Annotated in this window: 17 protein-coding genes; 8 read left to right on the top strand and 9 right to left on the bottom strand. The window is 60.4% G+C overall.

Annotated features, from left to right (window positions below):
* Positions 1-228: 228 nt before the first annotated feature.
* From VGI36_09140 to VGI36_09120, 5 genes are all read left to right on the top strand, one after another.
* Positions 229-1,758 carry a carboxylesterase/lipase family protein gene (locus tag VGI36_09140; GenBank protein HEY2485302.1) on the top strand — a complete coding sequence of 510 codons (1,530 nt, stop codon included), beginning with the start codon at positions 229-231 and terminating at the stop codon, positions 1,756-1,758.
* 113 nt (positions 1,759-1,871) lie between these two features.
* Positions 1,872-3,101: a hypothetical protein gene (locus VGI36_09135; GenBank protein ID HEY2485301.1), complete on the top strand. Its 1,230-nt coding sequence runs from the start codon at positions 1,872-1,874 to the stop codon at positions 3,099-3,101.
* Between the two features lie 21 nt (positions 3,102-3,122).
* On the top strand, positions 3,123-3,596 hold the full coding sequence (locus VGI36_09130; GenBank protein ID HEY2485300.1) for an OB-fold domain-containing protein: 474 nt from the start codon (positions 3,123-3,125) through the stop codon (positions 3,594-3,596).
* Between the two features lie 234 nt (positions 3,597-3,830).
* Positions 3,831-5,060 carry an IS110 family transposase gene (locus VGI36_09125; protein HEY2485299.1) on the top strand — a complete coding sequence of 410 codons (1,230 nt, stop codon included), beginning with the start codon at positions 3,831-3,833 and terminating at the stop codon, positions 5,058-5,060.
* Between the two features lie 254 nt (positions 5,061-5,314).
* The gene (locus VGI36_09120; GenBank protein HEY2485298.1) at positions 5,315-6,274 is read left to right on the top strand and encodes a serine/threonine-protein kinase; all 960 of its coding nucleotides are present in this window, start codon (positions 5,315-5,317) and stop codon (positions 6,272-6,274) included.
* A gap of 53 nt (positions 6,275-6,327) precedes the next feature.
* Here the strand turns inward: VGI36_09120 and VGI36_09115 are convergent, their stop codons facing one another.
* From VGI36_09115 to VGI36_09105, 3 genes are all read right to left on the bottom strand, one after another.
* The gene (locus tag VGI36_09115; GenBank protein ID HEY2485297.1) at positions 6,328-7,593 is read right to left on the bottom strand and encodes a CaiB/BaiF CoA-transferase family protein; all 1,266 of its coding nucleotides are present in this window, start codon (positions 7,591-7,593) and stop codon (positions 6,328-6,330) included.
* Positions 7,590-8,930 carry a CoA transferase gene (locus VGI36_09110; protein ID HEY2485296.1) on the bottom strand — a complete coding sequence of 447 codons (1,341 nt, stop codon included), beginning with the start codon at positions 8,928-8,930 and terminating at the stop codon, positions 7,590-7,592. The genes VGI36_09115 and VGI36_09110 overlap by 4 nt, the downstream gene beginning before the upstream one ends.
* Positions 8,931-8,998: 68 nt before the next feature.
* A complete protein-coding gene (locus VGI36_09105) occupies positions 8,999-10,705 on the bottom strand; it encodes an amidohydrolase family protein (GenBank protein ID HEY2485295.1) in 1,707 nt (568 codons plus the stop codon).
* A 293-nt stretch (positions 10,706-10,998) separates the two neighbouring features.
* Between VGI36_09105 and VGI36_09100 the strand changes: the two genes are divergently transcribed.
* Positions 10,999-11,742 (top strand): acetoacetate decarboxylase family protein, encoded by a 744-nt coding sequence (locus VGI36_09100; GenBank protein ID HEY2485294.1) that lies wholly within the window; start codon positions 10,999-11,001, stop codon positions 11,740-11,742.
* Between the two features lie 222 nt (positions 11,743-11,964).
* Here the strand turns inward: VGI36_09100 and VGI36_09095 are convergent, their stop codons facing one another.
* On the bottom strand, positions 11,965-12,801 hold the full coding sequence (locus VGI36_09095) for an alpha/beta fold hydrolase (GenBank protein HEY2485293.1): 837 nt from the start codon (positions 12,799-12,801) through the stop codon (positions 11,965-11,967).
* A 92-nt stretch (positions 12,802-12,893) separates the two neighbouring features.
* Here VGI36_09095 and VGI36_09090 point away from each other — a divergent pair, with 92 nt between their 5' ends.
* A complete protein-coding gene (locus VGI36_09090) occupies positions 12,894-13,721 on the top strand; it encodes a VOC family protein (protein ID HEY2485292.1) in 828 nt (275 codons plus the stop codon).
* Between the two features lie 108 nt (positions 13,722-13,829).
* Here the strand turns inward: VGI36_09090 and VGI36_09085 are convergent, their stop codons facing one another.
* On the bottom strand, positions 13,830-14,522 hold the full coding sequence (locus tag VGI36_09085) for a class I SAM-dependent methyltransferase (GenBank protein ID HEY2485291.1): 693 nt from the start codon (positions 14,520-14,522) through the stop codon (positions 13,830-13,832).
* Positions 14,523-14,634: 112 nt separating this feature from the next.
* On the opposite strand from VGI36_09085, the gene VGI36_09080 reads away from it, so the two are divergent.
* On the top strand, positions 14,635-15,321 hold the full coding sequence (locus VGI36_09080) for a TIGR02453 family protein (GenBank protein ID HEY2485290.1): 687 nt from the start codon (positions 14,635-14,637) through the stop codon (positions 15,319-15,321).
* Between the two features lie 84 nt (positions 15,322-15,405).
* Here the strand turns inward: VGI36_09080 and VGI36_09075 are convergent, their stop codons facing one another.
* The 4 genes from VGI36_09075 to clpP all read right to left on the bottom strand — a co-directional run bounded on the left by VGI36_09075 (position 15,406) and on the right by clpP (position 20,217).
* Positions 15,406-15,705, bottom strand: coding sequence for an HU family DNA-binding protein (locus VGI36_09075; GenBank protein ID HEY2485289.1), 300 nt, complete (start codon positions 15,703-15,705; stop codon positions 15,406-15,408).
* A 120-nt stretch (positions 15,706-15,825) separates the two neighbouring features.
* Positions 15,826-18,297: an endopeptidase La gene (lon, locus tag VGI36_09070; GenBank protein ID HEY2485288.1), complete on the bottom strand. Its 2,472-nt coding sequence runs from the start codon at positions 18,295-18,297 to the stop codon at positions 15,826-15,828.
* Between the two features lie 27 nt (positions 18,298-18,324).
* Positions 18,325-19,575 carry an ATP-dependent Clp protease ATP-binding subunit ClpX gene (gene clpX, locus VGI36_09065; protein HEY2485287.1) on the bottom strand — a complete coding sequence of 417 codons (1,251 nt, stop codon included), beginning with the start codon at positions 19,573-19,575 and terminating at the stop codon, positions 18,325-18,327.
* Between the two features lie 15 nt (positions 19,576-19,590).
* Entirely contained in the window at positions 19,591-20,217 is a 627-nt protein-coding gene (clpP, locus tag VGI36_09060) for an ATP-dependent Clp endopeptidase proteolytic subunit ClpP (GenBank protein ID HEY2485286.1), read from the bottom strand.
* Positions 20,218-20,452 lie beyond the last annotated feature (235 nt).

Here is a 20,452-nt window from a genome sequence, read left to right as displayed (position 1 = left end):
AGGCCTGCCGTATAGCGGGCATCGAAGGTGCCGGCAATTTCGTCGTAGTTCACCCGCGCTGCCATAGGCCGCGACCTTCGGCAACACTAGTGTAGTCGCTCGTGACGGTGCAAAGCCGGACCGTTTTGTTGTATATGCGGTCTGCGATGGAGGTTTCGTCTGACAACACCAGAGCGAAATTCGGAACAAATCGGCTGGAGACGGTGGGGCACTCGTAGGTCGCTCGCCGTGCTGGTTTTCGCCACCGGCCTGCTGCCCTTATGTTCCGCCCGCGCGGCTGCCCCGCCGGTGTCCGCACCGGTGGTCAAGATTCGGATGGGGGAGATTCGCGGCAAGCTTGACGGCAAGGTGCGCGCATTTCTTGGCATCCCGTACGCGGCCCCTCCGGTCGGCGATCTGCGTTGGCGCGCGCCGCAGCCACCCGCGGGTTGGACCGGCGCTCTGGATGCGACCAATCCCGGCAACCGGTGCGCGCAAAGCCGGATCCGTGATCAAGGGGTGGCTGGCTCGGAGAACTGCCTCTTTCTCAACATCTATGCTCCGGATACGCCCGACAAGGCGCTTCCGGTGATGGTGTGGATTCATGGTGGTACCTTCCTGGTCGGGTCGGGTGCCCAGTACGACGGCCGTCAACTTGCAGAGAAGGGACATCTGATCGTCGTCACCATCAATTACCGGCTGGGGCCCTTCGGCTTTCTCGCCAATCGCAGTCTCGATGGCGCAGATGCGGGTCAGCTTTCAGGCAACTACGGTCTATTGGATCAGCAGGCGGCACTGCGCTGGGTGAAGGATAACATCGAGCCGTTCGGCGGCGATCCAGGCAAGGTAACGGTAGCCGGTGAGTCGGCTGGAGCGATCAGTATCGGGCTTCAGCTGGTCTCGCCTGCCGCGGCCGGGCTCTTCGAGCGCGCAATCCTCGAGAGCGGGCCATTCCTGCGTCTGCCCACGCTCGCCCAAGCCCAGACCCGGGGTGACCAATTCGCCGCCAAGCTCGGGTGTTCCGACTCGGCCGCGTGCATGCGATCAAAGTCGACCGCGGAAGTCTTGAACGCGATTCCCGCAAGCCCCATCACTGTGGGGACGCGCGTCTGGTTTCCGGTGGTGGATGGCCACCTGATTCCCAGCCAACCCGCCGACGCCATTGCAGCAGGACACCTGAACAAGGTGCCAATCATCAATGGCTCGAATCGTGATGAGGGCACGTTGTTCGCCGCCTTCGGCGGCAAAGCCTTGAGCGCGCAGGAATTCACCGCGGCGATGCAATCTCGATTCGGCGGCAACGCGCAGCGCGTGCTGGCCGCGTATCCGCTCGCTGACTACCCCTCGCCGACGCAGGCATCGGCTGCCGGTTTTGGGGACGTGATCTTCAGCTGCCCAATTCTTAAGGCCGGCAAATTGCTGTCTGCTTGGGTTCCCGTCTACCAGTACGAATTCGACGATCGGAATGCGCCCAACGTATTCGTGCCGCGTCCGCCCTTTCCGTTCGGCGCCTACCACGGCTCGGAAATTCAATATGTGTTGGGAAGCGTTCTGACCAAAACTATCGCAACGCCCGCGCAGCGTGCTCTGGCAGAGTCGATGATGCGTTATTGGATAGATTTCATCAGCACGGGCGAGCCGGGGGGAGCCGCTCCGAAATGGGAGCGCTTTCACGCGGACGAGCCGCGCATCCTCTCGCTGAGCCCCGGGACTATCCAGTACGAGTCGGATTTCGCCAGCGTGCACCATTGCGATTTGTGGAACTCGGTTCGTCCGTAACCGGGGGGTCGAATTTCGACAAGGATTTCAAGGTGAAGTTTGCGGACGCGAGTAGAGCTATGTTACGCGCTCCACAATAGTTCGCAAACATCATTCCGCTTAAGGGAGCATCGATGGGAGCACTGACGGACAAGTACTGCATCGTGGGAGTGGGTGAGACACCGCACCTGCGGCCTTCGAACCGCACCACGCTTTCGATGGCTTGCGAAGCAGTTCGCAACGCGATGGCCGATGCTGGTCTCAAGCCATCGGACATCGATGGCATGACCAGCTACCAGGCCGCTGATTCGACGACCTCGGGACACGTGGCGACCGCGCTTGGGCTGCGATTGAACTACTGCCTGGACATTCTCGGAGGCGGCTCGAGCACTGAGGCCCTGGTCGCGCACGCGATCGGACTCATCGAGGCAGGCTACGCAAAAACGATCGTGTGCTTCCGCTCGATGAATGGACGGTCGGGGCGGCGGATGGGTGGACAGATTCCGGGGGGACCGATTCCTGCTGTGAATGCGGAGGGCGACAACCAGTTCAACATGGGCTGGGGCTGGACCACGCCCGCGCAGCGCTTTGGAATGTCCGCGATGCGGTATCTGCGGGATACCGGCTGTACCACCAAGGCATTCGCGGAAATCGCAGTCGCGCATCGCTATCACGCAAGCCTCAACCCCAAGGCGATTCATCGTTCGCCAATTACAATCGATGACCATCAACGATCGCGATGGGTGGTCAAACCGTTTCGATTGCTCGATTGCTGTCAGGAGACCGATGTCGCCGCCGCGATAATCGTGACCTCGCGCGAGCGCGCCTACGACCTGCGCCATCCACCCGTGTTCATAATGGGCGGCTATGCGCGCACCATGACCGAGAGCCCGCAGTGGAACTACTCGCGCCCGGTCCTCCATTACGTCGCCGGGAACTACGGCTGGAAGCGGGCATTCGGCATGGCTGGCATCACTCATCGCGACGTGGACTTCATCTCCTGCTACGACGCTTTTACCTTCACCACGCTGATCCAGCTCGAGGCGAACGGCTTCTGCCGCGCCGGCGAAGCGGGCGAATTTGTCAAGGGTGGACGACTCCAGATCGATCACGAATTGCCCAGCAATCTATCGGGCGGACACCTGTCGGAGGGCTACACCCATGGCGTGCAGATGGTGATCGAGAACGTGCGCCAGCTGCGCCATCGCGCCGACGACGCGTGTCCCGATTGGCGCGAAGGGAAGCACAGCTATGATCGCAGCGCAGGCTGCCGCCAGCTCAGAAAGGCGAAAATCTGCTGCGGAATGGCATGGGGATGGGAGAACATGGGCAGCTGTCTGGTCCTGCGTGGCATGGCTGCGTGACCGGGGAGGAGGACTTCATCGATGGCGGTAACGATTGACTACTCGAAGCTTCGTATCCTGCCCGATCCGGATACCCGCGAATGGTGGGAGGCCGCGCGTCAACACAGGTACCTGGTGCGGCAGTGCAAGCGATGTGGCCACAAATGGTTTCCACCAAACATTCCCGCGTGTGACAAGTGTACCGCTATGGAGATCTCATGGTTCGAAACCGCGGGCAAAGGAGTGATCCACAGCTACGTTGTCGTGGTGCAGCCGATTGTCGGGGCGTTCGTGAGTTCGGTCCCCTACGTGGTTGCCATCATTGAACTCGACGATTGCAAGGAGGCCGACGGTACCGTCACGCGGGTGGCCGGAGTCCTGACTAATGCCGAAGCGGAGGTCGCGATAGGACTACCCTGCACGGTGCTATTCGAGGAAACCAACGACCCGAAAATCGTAATGCCGCGTTGGCGCATAAGTGGCGAGGCGGACGACACGTGGAAGTTCTCTGAGTAGTTGATTGATGCGCTGGGCGCACCCTGACCGATGAAACGTGCTAAGCCGTGCAGAGCACGCTGCCGGCACCGAGGTCGGTTTACTCAGTGGTGCTCGCAGCCCGACGAGTGGTTTGACCCGAAGCCTGGCGAGCACCCTTGATTGTTGCCACGGACCGAGAGGTCCCGGAGCACGGTTGGTAGAGTTCGATGACGCGGGCTTCACGCCGACGGCGTGTGCGAAGGAGGTGCGGGAATGAATGTGATGCATGAACGATGTGCGGGGCTGGACGTGCACAAGGACACGGTGGTGGCATGCCGGCGGGTGATGACCGGAGCTCCAGTAGTGCGCGAGGTGCGAGGCTTTCCGACCACCACGCGAGGGTTGTTGGCGCTGGCGGACTGGTTGCGGGAAGCGGGCTGCACGCACGTGGCTATGGAAGCCACCGGAGTGTACTGGAAGCCGGTGTGGCATGTGCTGGAGGGTGAGTTCGAGCTGGTGCGGGCCAATGCGGCGCATATTAAAAACGTCCCCGGACGCAAGAGCGATGTAAATGACGCGACCTGGATTGCTGACCTGCTCGCCCACGGGCTCATCCGCTCGAGCTTGGTTCCGCCCGGGCCGATCCAGAAGCTGCGCGACCTAACCCGCACGCGCAAACAGCTGGTGCGGGAGGTGGTACAGCACAAGCAGCGCATCCAAAAGGTGCTTGAAGACGCCAATATCAAGCTCGGTTCGGTAGTCTCCGACGTGCTCGGTACCAGCGGGCGGCGCATGCTGCGGGCGATAATCGCGGGCGAGCAAAATCCGGACCAGCTGGCGGCGCTGGCCGGCGAGCGTCTTGCCGCATCGCGGGAGACCCTGGCGGAGGCGCTGCACGGGCGTGTGACCCGCCACCATCGCTTCCTTCTCAAGCAGCATCTGGACATGGTCGAGCACCTGGAAAAGACCGTGGGCGAGTTTGAGGCGCAGATCGAGGCTGCGCTCGAATCCTTTCGCGCGGTCATCGAACGACTCGTAACCATCCCGGGAGTGAGCACGACCGCGGCGAGCGTGATTGTGGCCGAGATCGGCGTGGACATGACGCGCTTCCCGACCGTCGGGCACCTGATATCGTGGGCGGGCCTGTGCCCGGGGCTGAACCAAAGCGCGGGCAAGGTGAAGTCGCGGACCCTGCGCGACGGCGCGCCGTGGCTCAAGACCGTGCTGGTGCAATCGGCTTGGGCTGCCAGCCGCAAACAAGACGGCTATCTGCGCTCGCAGTTTCTTAGGATCAAGTCGCGGCGCGGACCCAAGAAGGCGATCATCGCGGTAGCGGCTTCGATTCTAACCGCTGCCTATTACGTGGTTCGCGACCCTGTCCCGTATAGGGAAGTCGGTTCACTTTACCTTCTGCGCCTGGATCACGAACGGGCGGCGGCGCGGCTTACGCAACGCCTCCGAAATCTCGGGTTTGAAGTCGAGATCAGAAAGGTAGCCGCTTAACTCTCAGACAGAAGTTTTCTTGGTAGAGTCGGTCAGCAGTTTCCTTCAGCTCCTTTTCGATTTGAACCGGGGTTTGCGGTTTAGCAGCGCGAGTTCGACTACGCCCATGCGGTTCAAGGTGCGGTTGTCTTGAGTGGGTCGAGATCGGCACTCTTCGTCAGTCTTGCCGCAGTCGCCGCTTGAGAGCATGCGCCGTCGCGGAGCATTATGGCAGCAGACGGTTTCGCCAGGAGTGATCTGAAGAGCCTTTTTCGATGATCGCCCCAAATGCCATCGTCGGCGGACGGTATCGCATTGTCCGGATGCTCGGCGGCGGGGGAATGAAGCTCGCTTATGCTGCAGAAGACCTCCGGCTCGGAGCGCGCTTTTGTGCGCTAGCCGAGATGGTAGACGGTTTTACCAGCCAGGAGGCGCAGCGGAAGGCAGTCGACGCATTTCAACGCGAGGCCGACATTCTCGCGCAACTGAGCAATCAGCATATCCCACAAGTCTTCGACTGCTTTAGCGAGACGAATCATCACTATCTGGTGATGGAGTTTATCGACGGCACAACCCTGGAGAATGAACTCACAAGAAGCGACGGCAAGCTGCCAGCCGACCGGGTGCTCGAGGTCGCCCTTGAGGTTCTGGAAGCACTGCGGTACCTACACGCTCGCAGGCCGCCGCTGCTTCACCGCGATCTGAAACCATCCAACCTGATGACCACCACGGACGGGCGGTTGAAGCTGATTGATTTTGGTATTGCGCGGCATTTCGTCGCCAACACCAGGGTCACCATGGTCGGAACTCACGGTTATGCGCCGCCGGAGCAATACGCAGGACGACCTGAACCTCGATCGGACCTGTATTCTCTCGCGGCGACGATATATCAAGCACTTTCCGGTCGCGATCCCACGACCGAGGCTCCTTTTCGTTTTCCACCGCTGCGAAACTATTGTCCCGATCTGAACCCGAAGCTCGTCGCTGCTATTGAACGCGCTCTTGCGTACGAGATAGGCAACCGACCTCACGATGCCGAATCATTCAGGCAGCAACTGCTAACGTGCAGAGCACGCCCATTCCAGTCGCTGTCGGCGTCGTCACCCTCGACCGCGGCTTCGTTCGCCCTGACCCCCACCTTGATTTATGCAGAGCACGAGCCGACCGATCAGTGGACCGGTGCTCGCTATCCGCGCAGGCACCGCCGCGGCTTGTCTTGGTCGGGTATCAAATGAACTCGAAACCGGACAGATCGTGAGGCTCGGCGAAGGCTTCTGATCGTGGCGACTCAGATAAGGTTCTTGTCCCGGAGCTTCGCAATCTCCGCGTCCCCCAGGCCGGCGCGACTCAGTACCTCGTCCGTGTGCTCACCAAGGCGTGGCGCACGGCGGTCGAAGCAAAAGTGCGGGGCCTCCCCGTCGCTGGCGACTGTCCCGGGGTAACGCAGATCGCGGCCCAGTTCGGGGTGGTTGATGGTCGCAAAGCTGGTCCGCGCGGCAAAGTGCGGATCCCCGAGGTTGTCCTCCGGGCGCCGAATCGGTGACCAGGCGAGACCTTGGGCCTGCGCACGATGAAAGATTTCCTCCGCGGGTAGGCTCGCTACTACTTCCATCAGCAGATCATTGCGATAGATAGCCGCGGCTACGCGATCGTCTTTTTCCAGTTGTTTGAATTCCGGCGTTCCGAGAACGTGCTGAATGCCGACCTGATCGGCGAGATCGCCAAGCGCGCGCAGTTCACGTTCGAAGGGGCTCAGGTTGGCAAGCATGAGAACGTGGTCGGCGCTCTCCGACAGTCGCGCGTGCGTAATCACGGTCGCCGCATGCCGCGCGGTTTGCCGCTTCACGATCTCTCCGGTGTACACGTAGGTCGGAATCGCGACTTCAGTGCAGGTGTTGACCGCCTCGTGAATCGAGACGTCGATGAATTGGCCCTCGCCGCTCAACTCGCGGAAGTTCAGTGCGGCCATTATTGCAATCGCCGCGTATTCGCCGCCCAGATGATAGGAATGCCACATAGCAGGCGCAATCGGAGGAGTGTCGTATAGTCCCTCACGGTCCGGGTCGTAACCGCACACGGCCATGATCCCGCCGAGCGCCATCTGGACCAGATCCGTGGCCTTTAGCGCGCGCCATGGTCCATCCAGACCAAATGGTGTAATGGTGCAGACAATCAGTCGCGGATTATGCTGTGCAAGCTTGCGCCACAGCGGCAGCCGCCGAGCGACCACCTCGAATTCTCCCGAGAGCAACACCAGGTCGGCCCTGGCCGCCAAGGCGCAAAGTGCCGGCTGCGCGTCGAGATGGTCGACCTCCAGCGTCACGCTCTGCTTGTTTAGGTTGTATCGCCAGAAGAAAAGACTCTGCTCCGGGTCAGGGTTGCCATCTGCAAACGGTCCAATCCGGCGTGACGCGGTCCCACCGCGGGGTTCGATCTTGATGACTTCGGCCCCGAGGCCGGAGAGGAGTAGCGCGGCATAGTCGCCCAATTGATCGCCGATTTCCAGCGTCCTGAGCCCGCCGAGCGAAGCGCGCAGGTTATAATCCCGGCTCAAATGACACCGTCCTCCGCCAGCGCGCTCATTTCTGCAGCGCTCAGACCAACCAGTTCGCCGTATACGAAAGCATTGTCCTCGCCCAGCTTGGGAGCGGCACGACCGGTCAGTCCGCCGACTTCTGCAGGAGAGCGAGAGAGCTTGGCCGGGAAGCCTTCGACCGGCCAGGTACCGATTTCACTTTGTGGAAGGTCGAGGTAGTAGGCGCGAGCCTTGAGCTGTGGGTCGTGGTCGAATCGGTCGGAAGCCTTTTGCACCACGCCCGCCGGGATGCCTCGCGCTTGCAGCCGATTCATAAGATCGTAGCGATCGCAGCCCGAGGTGAAGCTCGTGAGCTGATGGTCCAGGTCGTTCTCGTGTTCCCTTCGACCGGCCGTCGTTGCGAAGCGGGTCTCCAGTGCCCACGGCGGTGAGCCCATCTCATCGGTGAGCGCTCGCCACTGCTCATCAGATTGAACCGAGATAGCGATCCAGTTGTCCTCTCCGCTGCATCGGTAAGCGCCATGCGGTGACCAGGCCAGAAACGGCATACGGTTTCCGTAGCGCACGGTCGGCTTGCCGGTGACCTGATGCTCGAGGAGGGAGGTGCCGGATAACATCAGGCCTGTCTCGCACTGCGACATGTCCAGATAACATCCGGCGCCGGTTAGCCGCTGACGGCGAATCGCGGCCATCAGCAGGATCGCGCCGAAGTAGCCAGGCGAGTGGTCGAGGTACGAATAGCCCCACCCGGCGGGGTGGTCTTGTTCGGGAAGGCCGGACAGGAAGGTCAGGCCGGAAAACGCCTGCGCGGTCGGTCCGTAGCTCACGTAGTCCTTGTAAATGCCAGCCTTGCCCAGCCCGGTAGTCTGCAAATAGATGATGCCGGGATTGATCTTGCGCAATTCCTCGTAGCCCAGGTCCCACTTGTCCATCTGGCCGGGACTGAAATTCTCGCAAATCGCATTCGCGTCGCGCACCATCCGTCGGAGCAGGTCTCGCCCTTTCGGATGATTCAGGTTGAGCGTAATTCCGTACTTGCCGGGGTTGGTGTTGTTGAAGTACGCGCCCCGATCGTAATTTCCATGGCTGCCGCGGCCACGGGTTACTCCCTGGACGCGGCCCCCGTCCGCGCGCGCGTGGTCGGGAGCATACGGCGGAGTGTACCGCAGAAAGTCGATAGCCTTACGCTCGCGCCACTCAATGCGAATGACCTGCGCACCGAAAGTCGCCAACAGACGGGTCGCCTGTGGCCCCACCTGAAGCCAGGTCAAGTCGAGCACTCGCACGCCGTCAAGCGCCCGTCCACTTTTCGGGTTGCCGTTGCCCATCGTCTCACCCAGAGAGAGGCGGGGCATCCGTGGCCATACGGATGTCCCGCGCTCCAACAAGAGGCAAAATCAAAAGAGAGGCAGTCAGGCCTGCCCTATGCAGAAACGCCGTGGCGCAGAACCTTCCCTGGTGTCGCGCCCGTGAAGCGGTCACCTTCCCAGGTGATCTGTCCGTTCACAATGATGTGGCTGTAACCCTCGGCGCGCTGCACCCGACGCCATTCGTCGCCAGGCAGGTCGTGCGCGATCTCGACCGGCAGCACTTTTAGCTGCTCCAGATTGTAGACCACGATATCTGCAGGAGCGCCTTCTCGCAGAAAGCCGCGATCCTTGAATCCGGCGCAGAAGGCGGGTAGTCCCGACATCCGCCAGTGAATGTCCTCGAGGCTCAGCCAGTTCTTCTCGCGAACAAATCGGATCAGGCCTTCGGTTGGGTAGCGTCCGGCGGTGAGAAACTTGGTGTGAGCGCCGCCGTCGGAAACCCCGAAGGTTATATACGGATAGTCGAGCAATTCTTTCATCAGATCGGAGGAGTTGACCGCGGGCGCAAAAAATTCGGTCTTGAGATTCTCCGACACCGCGATATCCAGCATCACATCGACCGCCTCTTTGCCGGTCTCCTGGGCGGCAAGGCGAAGGGTCATGCCCTCGAACTTTTTGTTCGCCGGGTCCTGACATTCGGTAATGATGATCTCGTCAAAGTAGTTCGTGATCAGGCTCTCGCGCGGCATCTGCGCTTTGAGTGCAACGCGCCGGCGCGGATCGCCCAACTTCTCGGCGCGTTCGCCAACCGTGCCCGTGGTCGCTTCGCGCCATGCATCGGAATCATCGAACAGGTTCCAGTCCTCGAACGTGAAGGTAAGCCCGGCGTCAGTCGTCGTGCCCTGACCGTAAACCGGCAGTCCCTTCTGACGACACCGCTCGAGCCACTTCATCGTGTTGCGATGGCGATGCGGGAAGCGATCGTTGGTGACGAGCGCCTCGTACATGATGGGGCGCCCGCTAACCTCGGCCAGCTTCTCGAAGTGCTCGGCATCCTTCCTTGGATCCCAACTCGCCAGGGTAAGCTCCTGGAATCCTTCGCCCCGTTCGCCGAGCACCCGCGCCATCTCGATGCAGGTCTCATCGTTCATCACGTCGGTGTTCATCGGGGAGCCGTCAAAGTCGCGCTGGACCGCGCTCGGCCCGCCGGGGATGAGCCGCTGCGCCGACCAGCCGCACGCGCCCGCATCCATCGCTTGATGGAGGATCTGGCGCATCTTTGCGTGCTCGTCGTCAGTGGGCATGCGGCCGGTTTTCGATTCCTCGATCCCCATCACGTAGCCGAGAACCGGATTCATCGGAACGTAAGGCAGGAGATTGACCCCTTTGGGAAGCTGGTCGAGCTTGTCCATGAACTGCGGATAGCTCTCCCAGTCAAACGGCATCGCCGCCTGCATCGCGCGCAGCGGGATAGCTTCGGTGCGGACCATGGTGAGCATCGCGCGCTCGGCATCCTTAGAGCGCACGGGTGCGAACCCGAACCCGCAGTTGCCGATCACGACGGAGGTGATGCCGTGATAACCGGAGATCGTCAGATACGGGTCCCAGAAAATCTGCGCGTCGTAGTGGGTGTGCAGATCGATGAAGCCCGGCGCGACGATGTGCCCCTCGGCATCGACCACCTTGGCGCCCTGGTGGCTGGCGATGCGTCCAATCTTGGCGATGCGGCCGTTTTTGATCCCGATGTCGCTGCGGAAGCGCGGCGCGCGGGTACCGTCGACCACCATGCCATTCTTGATGACTATGTCGAATTCCGCCATGACGAGAACCTCACATGAGTTGAGACGCGTCTGCGTTCAGTCTGCCTAATATCTACCCCTCTTTGCAGAAAAAACAAACCAATCGGTATGTTGAAATCTTGCGATCCTGCGATCCGTGCGCCCCCCATTCTTCTCGAGCAGGTCCTGGGAATTCCCTTGAACGTGGAGGGCGTACACCGAAAGTCACCGACAAATCAACGAAAAATTCATTCCGCGACTCTTTTTACGAAGATCGCGCAGCGATTGTAGGCCGATACGAGAATATGGAAGTCTTGCGCCGGAGGATCTGGACGATGGCCAAACGCGGACGCCTTACCCTTTCCAGCGCGGGTTACTCGATGCCGGCGGATGCTCCCGCTTACCAGCGGCCTCCCTTTTACTATCGCGGCACTCGATCAATCGCTGTCGCGTTTGAGACCGATGCGGATGCGGCATTGGGAGCGCTCCCCGCCCAGCTCGCGATCAGCGAGCCGGCGACCGCAGTTCTGTCCTTCTATCACTATCCGTGGACGACCTTCGGTCCGTACAACGAGACGATTCTCTCGCTCCTGGTCGAGCACAACGGGCGCGCGATGACTTACATTACGCACATCGCGGTGACCAGCGAGCCGCCGATGCTTGCGGGACGCGAGATCTGGGGATTCCCCAAGAAGCTTGCGCAAATCGAGTTCAAGCAGGAACGCGACATGATCTATGGCACGCTGGAACGGCCGGCCGGAATTCGCCTGGCGAGCGCGATCGTGCGCCCGGAGAGACCCGCCGACAATGGACACTCCGGGGCGGCGCGCCCGCCGGTGAGCCTGCGCCTTATTCCGTCGGCCGAAGAAAACCACCGGCCGTCGTGCGCCGAACTTATCGAGACCTTCACCGAGGTTACGGTTCACGAAGCCTGGACCGGCAGCGGCTCAGTCGCCTTCGCGGAAGGGTCGCGACTTGACCCTTGGAACCTGATGCCGGTAAAGCGCGTGCTGCAGTCCAGCTACATGCTGAGCGATATGACGCTCGGTTTCGGCAAAGTGATAGATCACCTCGAGTAGCGCGCGGTCGCGGCCGCCGTCAGCCGGACTCATACGAATCAGGGGCGGAGACGTCAGATTCGAACGCTTCCCCGAACCCCGGGCACACGATCGGCCCGGACGCACAGGACCGCTTTCCGAGGGTGCAAGCGAATTTCATCACCGCGTGACGCCACGCCGTTTCTCGTGAAGCAGTGACGCAGGCGAAGACGGGCCGGCCAATTCCCTTTGGGCGGCCGGCTTCTATGCGACCGTCAGCGAGGTTAGAAACTCATCAAGCAGCTGGCTGAACTGGGCTGGCTGTTCCAGGTTTGGAAGATGCGCCGCATTCATCTTCACCAGCTTGGCGCCGACGATTTCCGCAGCGAGCTGACCGGCGAGCTTTCTCAGATCCTCGGAGTCGTGGTCGCCGATTACGACCTGCGTTGGCGCGTTTATCTCGCGCAGCCGGCCAATCGCAGGCGGAGTAAGGGACTTTTCCTGATGAGCGAAGCGCTCCAGCGAAAAGTTCTCGCGATGAAGTTGCAGCGCGCGGTCGCGATAGACGGGATCTACCTCGCTAGAAGCGCGTGACGGACCATCAATCCAATACTTTCCGTCCATCTCCCGTGCTCGATCGAGATCGCCCTTCTGAATCACCCTGAGCAGCTCGCTCCAGTACTTGAGTGCACCGGCGGAGAGTTGCGCCGGATCGTTCAAACCGCTGACCCCCGAACCCACCAAGACCAGCGCAGCGACCGCCTCGGGATGCTCCAGGGCAAAGTCGATGGCGGCTGCACCCCCCATCGAGCATCCAACCAGGACGGCCTTTTTCACGCCGAGATGGCGAAGCAAATTGGACAGGTCGTCTCGCAGCGCAAATGGTTCGCCGGGGAATTTGGTCTTGCCAAACCCGCGATGGTCGTAGCGTATGACCTTGAACTTCGCCGCAAACTTCTGCATCTGCGGGTCCCACATTCGGGAGTCGGATACACCAGCGTGGAGAAAGACCACGGCATCGCCGGTCCCTGCGGTTTCAAAGTACAGCAAGGCGCGTCCCGACGGCGCGTAACCGGAGCTGAGATCGGGTTGAGATGTCATAATACTTCCTCGCTCCTGATTCGGACTTGCCTCTGAGGCTGAGTTTCGCTAAATCTTCGCTTAACGTCGGCATCTTTGTGAGGACATCTACAATGGCGCGCGCAATCCATCACGTGGATCTCACGGTCAGCGACCTGACTCGCTCCCGGACCTTCTACGAGCCGGTGATGCGCTATCTCGGTTACGAGCTCACCCGCGAGACGCCGCGGGAGGTGATTTTCTCGCAAGCCGAGTGGCGCGCGAATACGTCGGTGCGGCTTTACGCCGCGAAACCCGAGAGCAGAGGCAAGCGACACGACCGATATGCACCCGGGCTCCATCATCTCGCGTTTGACGCGGAGAGTAGAGAGGACGTCGACGGGCTCCATCTGCTGCTGCGCGAGCTTAAGGCGGAGATTCTCGATCCCCCTGGGGTCTATTACCCACCGGGTTACTACGCATTATTCTTCGCGGATCCCGATGGGTTGAAGCTCGAGCTGGCATTCACTCCAAGTCCGCTTTCTACCCGCGCGACGTCGTCCACTAGACAGGCAAAGGATGCGATTTTACGCAAGATCGATTGCGTGATGGTCAAGGTGGAGAATCTCGAAGCCGCCCGACGATTCTACGAACGCGTCCTGGGGCTGACCCACTTGTGGTCCAGCACGCACTCGATCGCGCTCGGGATGCGCGACTGCGATGCCGAGATAGTGCTGCATGACGACCCACAGATACCGCGCGAGTGTAATGTGCATTACCTGGTCGGCGACGTGAAGGAGGCGGCGGCGAAACTGAACTCCGCGGGATGCTCGGTCCTGGTTGCGCCGTTCGAGGTTCGGATCGGGATGTGCGCGGTGCTTCGCGATCCGTTCGAAAACCTGCTGAACCTAATCGACATGAGCAAAGGACCGGGCGAGTGTGGGTTGAAAGAGCAAAGCTGACCGAGGTTGGGGCGAAATGGAGGTCTCGCTCAGGGGACCGGCATTTTGCGCCGCAATGAGATCTTTACAGTCCCCGGCCTCGACTCCGAAATGACTCAAGCGGTTGCTCTATCGGCCAACCGGCTTGCTGCCCGAGAGCACTGCAAAGATCAGGTTCCGATAGACGCACGAGACCTCGACAAACCCGACCTCGCGCATCCAAGCCAGGTGCTGTCCCACGGTCGACGGCAGGTCCTGTTTCATGCGCGATAATGCGGCCACCAAGTCGCGCTCTGCGACTTTGAGTTCGCGGGCGCGCTTGATCCACAGTTCGCGTGCACGCTCGTCGATCGCGGCGGTTTCGCCCGCGACCTGGTCGGCATTGATGAACACGCCTCCCGGGGTCAGGTACTTGAGGATGTCTCCGAACAGATGGCGCTTGCCGCCATCGGGCAGATGATAAATGGCCAGCGACGACACGACCGCGTCATACGATCTGGACGGTGTGGCCGGCGCCAGTTGCGCCGAGGCAAAGCGCATACGCGTGCCAAAAGGCTTCAGGCGCTGTCGTGCAACGCTGAGCATCTCGGGGGCGGGGTCGAACAAGGTAAGCCGTGCCTTAGGGAAGGCCGCAGCGATTTTCGCAGAGAGCAATCCGGTGCCTGCGCCGAGATCCAGAATCTCGCGCTTGTCGGTCGGCGCGTAGGGCAGTAGTTCGAGCACCGAGCGATACAGATCCTCGGAGCACGGAACCAGTTTGAGGTGCGCGCTATCAAGATTGTCGGCGGTCGCTCCACTCCCTTTCGCGATCTTCTTTGCCATCGTGTGAGATTACCGGTCGGCGCGGGTTTGGGCGACATATCGAAGCGCGAGCCCAACCCGCCTTGCGCGGGTCGGAACAGGCGATTATTCCTGCACTTCGAGGGCACCCGGCATGCCGACGCGTCACTTCACTCCTGCTTTCTTCGAATTCTTCGAGGAACTGGCGCGCAACAACAACCGGGAATGGTTCCAACGCAACAAGCATCGTTACGAGTCCCAAGTGCGCGACGCGATGCTCGCGTTCATCGCCGATCTCGCGCCACACCTGCGTAAGTTGAGCAAGTACTACGTCGCCGATCCGAGACCGAGCGGCGGTTCGATGTTCCGAATTTATCGAAACCTGCGCTTCTCGCGCGACAAGACTCCATACAAGACGAATGCGGCCGCCGCCATTCATCACTCGAGTACCCAGGGGTGGCCTTCGCCGGCTTTTTATATCTCGCTGTCACCCGCCGAGATCTTCGGCGGCGTGGGCATTTGGCATCCGGACACAGATACCCTGCGGAAGATTCGTGACGCGATAGTGGCCCGGCCGACCGTGTGGAAGAAAGCTATCGGCGCGCGCGAGTTTAGGCGGCACCTTGAACTGATGGGTGAGAGCCTTTCGCGGCCGCCCAAGGGCTACGACCCGGAGCATCGTCTTATCGAGGATCTCAAGCGCAAAGATTTCGTCGCGGGCAAGGACTTCACGCGCATGGAAGCCTGCTCGCCACGCTTTGTCGAGTCGTTCGCCGCGGCCTGTGCGGCGTCGGCGCCATTCGTACGATTCCTGACCGAAGCAGTCGGCTTGAAGTGGTGAGCATTCCTCGGCCGCTGGTCTTCAATTGAGCGCGAAAGACCGGGAAGCCCTTTTTGCCGGAGGTACTGCGGGACCAAAAGAAGGTCAGGAACTGGCGGCCTGACCCAACCCTTCGTTCAGAGAGTCCTTGAGCTGCTTGCCCGGCTTGAACTTGGCCGAGCGGCTGGCAGATATCTGGATCGCTTCGCCGGTCTTCGGGTTGCGCCCGGTCCTGGCCTGGCGGGACGAGACCGAGAACGTGCCGAAACCCGAGATATTCACGCGCTCGCCTTGTTTGAGGGCGACGATGATGTCGTCGAGCATCAGGTTGATTGCACGCTCGGCATCGCCCTTGGGAATTGGAAGCTTGTTCGAGAGTCCTTCGATAAGTTCCGCCTTAGTCATGGGTCTGTATTATACGGCTCCCCCCGCCGCGCTTAGTACGTCCCCGCTCGGCGCAGCCGGGTCCGTCGGTTCTGAAAACTCCATCCTGTTGTCAACGAACCTCGCCCGCTCGGACCACGGTCAGGAGAGATTCGGGGACACTCTGGGCTCGTCATCATCCGGCGTGTCTGGCTCGTCCTTGTCGGCCTCCCGAAGGAAATCCAGATCCTTCCTCGCAGGCTTGGGCTTGAAGAATGCGTCCGGATCATCCAGTACCAGGGCGTGCCTGAGTACCTCGTCGACATTGTCGGCCTGCACCAGCTGCACACCCTTGAGAATCTGCGGTGCGATCTCGACGATGTCCTTGGCGTTCTCCTTGGGAATCACCACGGTCTTGATACCACCTCGATGGGCCGCCAAGACCTTCTCCTTAAGACCGCCAATCGGGAGCACGCGGCCGCGCAGGGTGATCTCGCCCGTCATCGCCAGATCGTTGCGCACGTGCTTGCGGGTAAGAGCGGAGACCAGTGCAGTCGCCAGAGTAATCCCGGCGGACGGCCCGTCCTTGGGGATCGCCCCCTCCGGAATATGAATATGAATGTCGATCTTGTGGTAGAAGCCCGGGTCCAGACCGAGAATGTCAGCGCGCGAACGCACGTAGGACAGCGCGGCCTGCGCGCTTTCCTGCATTACCTCGCCAAGCTGCCCGGTGATGGTCAGCTTGCCACGGCCGGGGACGATCGTCACCTCGACGTTCAACAACTCACCGCCGAGCTCCGTCCACGCCAGACCGGTGGCGACCCCGACCTGGGGAGCCGATTCCGCCATCCCATAGCGGAATTTCGCGGGTCCGAGATATTTCCCGAGGCTTGAGGCCGAGATCCTCACGTGGGCGTTGCGGTCGGTCTTGACGACTTCGACCGCGACCTTTCGGCAGATCGACGCGATCTCGCGTTCGAGGTTCCGCACGCCGGCTTCGCGCGTATAGTGCCGCACGATTCCGAGCAGGGCCTTGTCCGAGAAATCGACATTCTCGGGCTTAAGGCCGTTGGCCTCTTCCTGCTTCTTGACGAGATATTTCTTCGCGATTTGCAGTTTTTCGGTTTCTGTGTAACCGGGGATGCGGATCACTTCCATGCGGTCCTGAAGTGGCCGCGGGATGCGGTCTAGCGTGTTCGCAGTGGTGATGAACATCACTTTGGACAGGTCGTAGTCGCAGTCCAGATAGTGATCGTTAAAGGTACAGTTCTGCTCCGGATCGAGTACCTCCAACAACGCGGACGACGGATCGCCGCGGAAATCGGTGGACATTTTATCCACCTCATCGAACAGCATTACCGGGTTGGAGGAGCCGGCCTTGCGAATCGATTGGATCACTTTTCCGGGGAGCGCACCGATGTAAGTACGGCGATGGCCGCGGATCTCGGCTTCATCGCGTACCCCGCCGAGCGACACCCGCACAAACTTGCGGCCCGTCGCGCGGGCCACGGACTTGCCGAGCGAAGTCTTGCCAACCCCTGGAGGACCGACCAGACAGAGGATCGGGCCCTTCATCTGACCAACCAAGGTCTCAACCGCCAGGTACTCCAGAATACGCTGTTTCACCTTCTCAAGCCCGAAATGGTCTTCCTCGAGGACGCGCTCCGCCTCCTTAATGTCGAGCTTGTCTTCGGTATATTCAAACCACGGCAGGGCGAGAAACCAGTCGAGATAGTTGCGCACGACTGTCGCCTCGGCCGACATCGGCGACATCATCTTGAGCTTTTTAATCTCGCGCTCGCACTTCTCGCGAGCCTCCGCTGGCATCTTCTTCTGCCGGAGCTTCTCTTCGAGTTCCTGAATCTCGTTCTTGAACTCGTCCTTCTCGCCGAGCTCCTTCTGGATCGCGCGCATCTGCTCGTTGAGGTAGTACTCCTTCTGGGTCTTCTCCATCTGCTTCTTGACCCGGGAGCGAATGCGCTTTTCGACTTCCAGAATTTCCAGCTCGGAACGCATGTAGCCTAAGATCTTCTCGAGCCGCTCGGCCGGCTTAAGGCATTCGAGCAGCGCCTGTTTGTCCTCGAGCTTGATACCCAGATGACCCACGATCTTGTCGGCAAGGAAGGCGGGATCATCAACACTGGAGATGGATGCAACCATCTCCGGCGGAATCTTCTTATTCAAGCGGGCATAGTTGTCGAAGGTCGATACGACCGAGCGCATCAGCGCCTCGACTTCGGTGGTCCGGTCGGACAGCTCCTCGACTTCTTCGGCTTCAACTTGGAAGTATTCGTCTTCGGTCAGGTAGCGGACCACCCGTGCTCGCTTCTTCCCCTCGAGCAGGGCTTTGACGGTTCCATCGGGGAGGCGCAGCAGCTGGACCACGATGCCAAGCGTGCCCACGCTGTAGAGGTCTTGGGGGGTGGGCTCGGCTACCTTCGCGTCCTTCTGCGCAACCAGCAGGATGGGTTGCTTCTTCGCTTCGGCGGCCTCGAGCGCCTTGATCGACTTCTGGCGGCCGACGAAGATCGGATAGACTTCGTGTGGAAAAACTATTAGTTCGCGCAGCGGCAGTAGGGGAACGACGGCTGCCGAGGCGTCGCGACTGTCTTTTTTATCATTACGAAACAGCATCTGTATGGATCCCGAATCCCTCAAAGGTCAGGCGGTTTCTGCCGTCTTCTGGTAAACCAGAAGCGGTTGCTCCTTCTGCGTCACCACTTCCTCCGAGATCAGCACCTCCTTGATATTAGGTTGCGACGGGATCTCGTACATGAGGTCCACCATGATGCTTTCCATGATGGCCCTGAGCCCCCGCGCACCCGATTTTCGTTTCAGGGCTTCACGCGAGATCGCGCGCAGCGCACCCTGAGTAAATTTCAGATGGACGTTCTCCATGTCAAACAATTTTTGATACTGGCGCACCAAAGCATTCTTGGGTTCGGTCAAGATTCGCACCAGCGCTTCGTCATCCAGCTCGCCCAAGGTTGCAATTACTGGCAAGCGCCCCACGAATTCCGGAATCAGTCCGAATTTCAGCAGGTCCTCGGGCTGCACCTCGTTGAGCAGTTCTGACACGGTCTTGGGATCGCGATGGGTGAGGTCAGCACGAAAGCCCATCGTCTTGCCGGCGATGCGCCGGCGGATGATGTCGTCGAGCCCCACAAACGCACCACCGCATATAAAGAGGATGTTGGTGGTGTCGACCTGGAGAAATTCCTGCTGCGGGTGCTTGCGCCCGCCCTTGGGCGGGACCGACGCCATGGTGCCCTCGATGATCTTGAGGAGCGCCTGTTGGACGCCCTCGCCGGAAACATCGCGGGTAATCGACGGATTGTCGCCCTTGCGTGCGATCTTGTCGATTTCGTCGATGTACACGATGCCGCGCTGGCACCGTTCGATGTCGTAGTCGGCATTCTGCAACAGCGACAGGATGATGTTTTCGACGTCTTCGCCGACGTAGCCGGCTTCCGTGAGCGAGGTCGCATCAGCGATGGTGAAGGGAACCTGGAGAAAGCGCGCGAGGGTCTGGGCGAGCAGAGTTTTGCCTACTCCGGTTGGCCCGATGAGCAGGATGTTGGATTTCTGGAGCTCGACGTCGCCGGTAACCATTTGCGAGTCGATCCGCTTGTAGTGGTTGTGGACGGCAACCGAGAGGATTTTTTTGGCGCGCTCCTGGCCGATCACATACTGGTCGAGGACGCGCTTGATTTCGGCCGGTTTGGGTACCGCGGATGACTGGCTGAAGGCCTCTTCGCCGTCGGTCTCCTCGGCGATGATATCGTTACAGAGGTCGATGCACTCGTCGCAGATATAGACCGTGGGGCCGGCAATCAGCTTGCGGACTTCGTCCTGGCTCTTTCCACAAAACGAGCAAACCAGGTTGCCCGAACGATCGTCATGCTTAGCCATACTGCCTCCGGCGGCTCAGTTGGAGGGCCTCCGGCTAACGATTACCTCATCAATCAGGCCATATTCAACTGCGTCCGCCGGAGTAATGATGAAATCGCGATCAGTATCCTTTTCTATTCGACGCAAGTTTTGACCCGTGTGGCGCGCGAGGATCTCGTTCATCTCCTGGCGCGCGCGAATGATCTCACGCGCCTGTATCTCTATATCCACCGCCTGCCCCTGTGCCCCGCCGTGCGGCTGATGGATAACCATTCGCGAGTGCGGCAGCGAATAGCGGCGGCCTTTAGCTCCGGCCGCGAGCAACACCGCGCCCATGCTAGCTGCCTGCCCGAGACATAACGTGGACACGCTTGGCTTGATAAACTGCATGGTGTCGTAGATGGCCATTCCGGCAGTGATCGAGCCGCCCGGCGAGTTGATGTATAGCTGGATATCGTGCTCCGGATCTTCGGCTTCCAGAAACAGCAGTTGCGCTGTTACCAGGTTCGCCACATGGTCGTCGATCGGCGTTCCAATGAATAGAATGTGGTCCTTTAGCAGCCTCGAATAGATGTCGTAGGCGCGCTCGCCGCGCGTGGTTTGCTCCACCACCATGGGGACGAGGGTCGTGGCCTGAGGGGTGGGATTCTCTGAGCGATTCATTTGTGATTTCCACCTTCGTTCTTGCTTCGGGTCATGGTGTCCTCTCGCGCGAAGTTCGCTCGTCATTCTTACGCCTCTATCGCGCAATAGCTAGAGCGATCATTGCATCGGCTGCTCAAAACACAAATCATACCCAATGTGGCGGCCCTTAGCCGGGACGTTGTCTGTCGGTTGCGGCGACCTGTACTATACCTACTCCGACGATAATGACTGACCTGACGCAAACGCCTCCAGC

The sequence above is a fragment of the Candidatus Binataceae bacterium genome, from assembly GCA_036495685.1.
Classification (GTDB): Bacteria; Desulfobacterota; Binatia; order Binatales; family Binataceae; genus JAFAHS01.
The sequence above is the reverse complement of the archived record's forward strand: the minus strand, read 5'-3'. Positions and strand labels throughout refer to the sequence as shown.